Consider the following 5,474-nt stretch of genomic DNA (forward strand, 5'->3'; position numbering starts at 1 on the left):
AGTTCAGCCACGGCGTCATTGTGGCGCACCCGGACCGCTCCCGATCACGGCGGCCCCTCGTGCCGCCCACGCCCGGATCGCGGCGGCCGCCCGCCCTCCCGGGCGGGGCCGGCTCCGCGCCGTCAGGCGAACAGGAGCGGGACCTGCATCTCGGCAGGGGTGAGGGAGCCGTGCATGCCGACCAGCTCAGCCTCCCTGGGCAGGGTGCGGGTCATCACGGCACCGTCGTCGGCCATCGCGACCAGGACGTCGCCGAAGCGATCGGCCAGCCGCGGCGAGACCTCGCCGAACCAGCCTTCCTCGATCGCCTCGTCCCGCGTCCGCACCCACGCCCGGTCACCCAGCCGGTCGCGCCAGCGTCGGGCGAGCGCCCCGGGTTCGCCGGTCATCAGCTGCCGGAACCGGCCTTCCCCCGCGAGAGCGGTCACGCCGGCCAGCAGCTCGGGCTCGTCCTCGACCACCAGCCGTTGCCGGCGCGGAACGTCCACCATGCCGTGGTCGCCGGTCACGACCAGCCGGACGTCGGCGGGCAGCGCATCCCTCAGCTGCGCGACCAGGCGGTCGGTCCTTCCCAGCTCGGCGAGCCAGAGCGGCGACCCGACCCCGCGCTCGTGGCCCGCGTGGTCGAGCTGCCGTTCGTAGAAGTAGCCCAGCGCCCGCTCCCCCGCCGTGACCGCCTGCAGGGCGAGCTCCACCCTGCGGGTCCGGTCCCGTTCGTCGGTCACCGGCAGGAAGGACGGACCTCGCAGCGCCGCCGTCGTGAGCCCGGTGCCGGCGAAGTGGGCGGGCGCGATCGCCGCGGTACGGACGCCGGCGCGCTCGAGCCGCTCGAAACAGGTCAGTTGCGGCTGCACGTCGAGGCCGTCGATGCTCGCGGGCCAGCGCAGGGTGGCCAGGACGCAGCCCGCCGGCGGGTACCAGAACGAGTAGCCGGCGATGCCGTGCCGACCCGGTGGCAGCCCGGTCCCCAGGCTCGAGATCGACGTCGCGGTGGTGCTGGGGACCCCGGAGGTGATCGTCGGCCCCGCCAGTCCGGACAGGTAGGGCGCCTGGTCGGCGTAGCTGTCCAGCAGCGACCGGCCGAGCCCGTCCACGAGGACGACCAGATAGCGGTGGGACGCCGGCAGCCCGAGCACGTCCTGCGCGCCCGGCAGCCCCAGGTGGGCTCCCAGGCTCGGCAGCAGGTCGGCCAGCGTCGAGCGCCCGTAGCCGGGAACGAGGGGCCGGCTCACGCGAAGCTGCCGGTGGCCAGCTGCAGCGCGGAGGCGAAGCTGATCAACTGTGACACCTTGGTCTCGCCGTCGCCGGCCGCACTGATCCGCACGGTCAGGTCGTCGCCGGCGAGCATGCCGGTGAGGCCGTGGTCGGCCTCGCACTCGGGGTCGGCGCAGTGGGCGGGTTCGAGGTCGATCCGCCGCATCGTGCCCCAGGTGATCGTGAGCCACGCCTCGGAGACCTCGGTCCGCCGCGAGCCGTACCGCTCGGGGTGGGCCACCACCTGACTCAGAGCGACCGAGTTCACCTCCCTCAGCCCGACCGACTCGGTGGTGGTCAGCGCCTGCGCGGGCTCGCCGGGATCCTCGTTCTCGTCGGTGTGCGCGACGATCAGCCGGGAGGCGGTCAGCACGAGCACCGACAGGTGCCGCTGGATCTCCTCGCGGTTGAAGGTGGCCTCGTGGTGGACCAGGTGCGCGACCGGTTCCTCCGGCCCGAGGGCGAGCGACACCGCGTCACAGACCAGTTCGGGGAAGTAGCCGCAGGCGTGGATCTCGGCCCGCAGGCCCGCAGGCAGGTTCAGCGCAGGACGTGGCGTCATTGCTGCATCTTCTCACCCTCCTCGGGCCGGCCAGAATCTCGCAGTCCCGGACCGCCGCGGCTCGACAGGTCGTGCCTGCGCGGGGCTGCGAGGACTGGGGCCGCCGCCCCATTAGGGTGGGGTGCCGTGAGCACCACCCGTCCCTTCATCGCCGCGCGCGTCGAGGAGTTCATCGATCGCCGCATCGAGGGGTTGCTGCGCGGGCTCGGCTGGCGGGAGAAGGTGATCTGCTACACCGGCTACGGCAGCAGCGAGAGCATCCGGGTGCTCGGCCGCGTCGTCCTGGTCCCGAACCGCGCGCGCGGCGGGCTGGCCAAGGCCACCGAGGACCTGATCAAGCGTCGCGGCTTCCGCAACTTCTTCAGTGCGGCCTGCGTCCGGGCCGCGGTCACGATCACCGTCGGCGACCAGGTGGTCACGGCCAGCACCGACCGCGGCGGGTACATCGACGAGCGGATCCGCAACCACCAGCTCGCACCCGGCTGGCAGCAGGTCGGCGTGCGCAGCCGCTCGTCGAAGATGGCGGCGGCAGACGTCCACGTCGTCGGCGACGAGGTCACCTTCGGGATCGTCTCCGACATCGACGACACGATCATCTCCACCTGGCTGCCGCGCCCCATGATCGCGGCCTGGAACTCCTTCATCCGTGACGAGTCGGCCCGCCAGTCCGTCCCCGGCATGGCCCGGATGTACACCGGCCTGCTGGCCGATCACCCGGGTGCCCCGGTGCTCTACATCTCCACCGGGGCGTGGAACACCCACGGGTTCCTCTCCCGGTTCCTGAAGCGGCACGGCTACCCGCACGGCGCGATGCTGCTCACCGACTGGGGGCCGACCAACACCGGCTGGTTCCGTTCCGGGATGGCGCACAAGGCGGACGCCCTGCTGCAGTTGACCAGGGACTTCCCACGCATCTCGTGGGTGCTGGTCGGGGATGACGGCCAGCACGATCCCGTCCTGTACGCGAACTTCGCACACGTCGCCCCCGACCGGGTCCGCGCGATCGCGATCCGCCAGCTCTCGGCCACCGAGCAGGTCCTCGCCCACGGCACCACGTCGGCGCTGCCGGAGGAACAGGAGGCCGCGGCCGACACCCCGTGGGTCGAGGCGCCCGACGGACGCGGACTGCTCGCGGGCCTCCGCGCCCTGCCCGAACCCCTGTGACGCCCGGAAGAGACAGAGAGCAGGACCAGATGGTTGCCAAGCCTGGCGCTGATGACGAGGTCGCCGAGCGGATCGTCGACATCGACGTGTCCGCCGAGATGGAGACCAGCTACCTCGAGTACGCGTACTCGGTGATCTACTCCCGGGCGCTCCCCGACGCCAGGGACGGCCTGAAGCCGGTCCAGCGGCGAATCCTGTACACGATGGACCAGATGCGGATCCGTCCCGACACCTCGCACGTGAAGTGCTCCCGGGTCGTGGGCCAGGTGATGGGCCTGTACCACCCGCACGGCGACGCGGCCATCTACGACGCTCTCGTCCGGCTGGGCCAGCCGTGGTCGATGCGACTGCCCACGGTGGACGGCCACGGCAACTTCGGCTCGCTCGACTCCGGACCCGCGGCGATGCGGTACACCGAGTGCCGGATGGCGCCGGCGGCCGTCGCGATGACCGCCGACATCGAGTCCGACACCGTCGACTTCCGGCCGAACTACGACGGCAAGGAGTCCGAGCCGACGGTGCTCCCCTCCGCCTTCCCGAACCTGCTGGTGAACGGCAGCACCGGCATCGCGGTGGGCATGGCGACCAACATGCCGCCACACAACCTGGTCGAGGTCGTCCAGGCCCTGAAGCACCTGCTGTGGCACCCGGAGGCCGACGTCGACGAGCTGATGCGCTATGTGCCCGGCCCGGACTTCCCCGAGGGCGGCAAGATCATCGGCCTGGACGGGATCCGCGACGCCTACGCCAGTGGGCGCGGCAGCTTCCGCGTCCGCGCCTCGGCCCGGATCGAGCAGGTGCACCCCCGCCGCAAGGGCATCGTGGTCACCGAGTTGCCGTACATGATCGGCCCGGAGCGGATCATCGAGCAGGTGAAGAACCTGGTCGGCGCCAAGAAGCTGACCGGCATCGCCGACATCAAGGACCTCACCGACCTCACCAACGGCACCCGGCTGGTGGTCGAGGTCAAGAACGGGTTCAACCCCGACGCCCTGCTGGAGGAGCTGTACCGGCTGACGAAGCTGGAGGACTCCTTCGCGATCAACAACGTGGCCCTCGTCGAGGGCCAACCGAACACGCTGTCGCTGAAGCAGCTGCTCGAGGTCTTCCTCGCCCACCGGCTGGATGTGATCCGCCGCCGCTCGACCTTCCTGCTGAACAAGGCGAAGGATCGGCTCCACCTCGTCGAGGGCCTGCTGATCGCGATCGTCGACATCGACGACGTGATCGCGATCATCCGCTCCTCCGACGACGGCGCACACGCCCGCGCCCGGCTGATGGACGCGTTCGAGCTGACCGAGGTGCAGGCCACCTACATCCTCGACATGCAGCTGCGCCGGCTGACGAAGTTCTCCACGATCGAGCTGGAGGCCGAGCGCGACAAGCTGTGGCTGACCATCAACGACCTGCAGGGGATCCTGGACTCGGACGAGCGGCTCCGCGAGGTCACGGCGAACGAGCTGGACGACGTGGCGCGGGCCCACGGGACGCCGCGTCGCACGATCCTGCTGGCTTCTGCCGGCAACCAGGTCACCGCGACCAGGGCCGCGAAGGCGAACGGTGCCGGCCTGGAGATCGCGGACGACCCCTGCTGGGTGATGTTGTCCTCGGCCGGCCTGCTGGCGCGCAGCGACAACGACGAGCCGCTGCCGACGTCTGGGCCGCGGGCGACCCACGACGTGATCAGCTCGGCCGTACGGACGACGGCCCGTGGGGAGTTCTGCGTCCTGACCAGCACCGGCCGGCTGGTCCGTGGCCAGGCGATCGAGGTCCCGTCGGTACCGGTGACCGCCGCCGCACCGAACCTGCAGGGCGGGTCGCCGGCAGCCGAACTGCTACCGCTGGAGCCCGGCGAGCGGATCCTCGGGCTCGGCACGCTGGGCGAGACCACCTTCGGCTGGGCGCTGGGCACCCGGAACGGCGTGGTGAAGCGGGTGAATCCGGAGGTGATCGGCAAGGACGCGTGGGACATCATCCGGCTCGACGACGGCGACGAGGTCGTCGGCGCGGTCGAACTCGGCCACGACCTGGTGGAGTTGGTGTTCATCACCAGCGACGCGCAACTGCTGCACTTCCCTGCCGCGGGAGTGCGTCCGCAGGGACGCTCCGGCGGTGGCATGGCCGGCATCAAGCTCTCCCCGGGGGCGCGGGTGGTGTTCTTCGGCGCGACGCCGGTCGCGGACTCCTCGGTGGTGACGGTGGCCGGCTCGTCGTCCGCGCTGCCCGGCACGGAGGCCGGGACGGTGAAGGTGACCCCGCTCGCGGAGTATCCCGGGAAGGGCCGCGCGACCGGCGGAGTCCGCTGCCAACGCCTGCTGAAGGGCGAGGACGGCCTGCTGCTCGGCTGGGCCGGCCCCGACCCCGCGATCGCCGCGGCCGCGTCCGGCACCCCGATCGACCTGCCGGCTCCCGACCTCCGCCGCGACGGCTCCGGCGTCCCGGCTGCCCAGCCGATCGCCGCGGTGGGCTCCCGCTACCACGGCTGAGGCGCGGG

The 5,474-nt window shown here is 71.6% G+C and carries 4 protein-coding genes; 2 read left to right on the forward strand and 2 right to left on the reverse strand.

Annotation, left to right across the window (positions count from 1 at the left end; genetic code table 11):
- Positions 1-122 precede the first annotated feature (122 nt).
- Both QM633_RS08245 and QM633_RS08250 read right to left on the reverse strand, forming a co-directional pair.
- Positions 123-1,232 carry an alkaline phosphatase family protein gene (locus QM633_RS08245; protein ID WP_415153265.1) on the reverse strand — a complete coding sequence of 370 codons (1,110 nt, stop codon included), beginning with the start codon at positions 1,230-1,232 and terminating at the stop codon, positions 123-125.
- The gene (locus tag QM633_RS08250; RefSeq protein ID WP_415153266.1) at positions 1,229-1,816 is read right to left on the reverse strand and encodes a DUF5998 family protein; all 588 of its coding nucleotides are present in this window, start codon (positions 1,814-1,816) and stop codon (positions 1,229-1,231) included. Before QM633_RS08250 ends, QM633_RS08245 begins: the two co-directional genes overlap by 4 nt.
- Positions 1,817-1,942: 126 nt before the next feature.
- Here QM633_RS08250 and QM633_RS08255 point away from each other — a divergent pair, with 126 nt between their 5' ends.
- Both QM633_RS08255 and QM633_RS08260 read left to right on the forward strand, forming a co-directional pair.
- Complete coding sequence (locus QM633_RS08255; RefSeq protein ID WP_415153267.1) at positions 1,943-2,980, forward strand: App1 family protein; 1,038 nt, start codon at positions 1,943-1,945, stop codon at positions 2,978-2,980.
- A gap of 29 nt (positions 2,981-3,009) precedes the next feature.
- The gene (locus tag QM633_RS08260; protein ID WP_415153268.1) at positions 3,010-5,466 is read left to right on the forward strand and encodes a DNA gyrase/topoisomerase IV subunit A; all 2,457 of its coding nucleotides are present in this window, start codon (positions 3,010-3,012) and stop codon (positions 5,464-5,466) included.
- The last annotated feature ends 8 nt before the right edge of the window (positions 5,467-5,474 follow it).

The sequence above is a fragment of the Propionicimonas sp. genome (assembly GCF_047606205.1).
GTDB lineage: Bacteria > Actinomycetota > Actinomycetes > Propionibacteriales > Propionibacteriaceae > Propionicimonas.

Coding starts and splice junctions, on each gene's coding strand:
- QM633_RS08250 (WP_415153266.1), bottom strand. CDS start 1,816: ATGACGCCACGTCCTGCGCTGAACCTGCCTGCGGGCCTGCGGGCCGAG.
- QM633_RS08260 (WP_415153268.1), top strand. CDS start 3,010: ATGGTTGCCAAGCCTGGCGCTGATGACGAGGTCGCCGAGCGGATCGTC.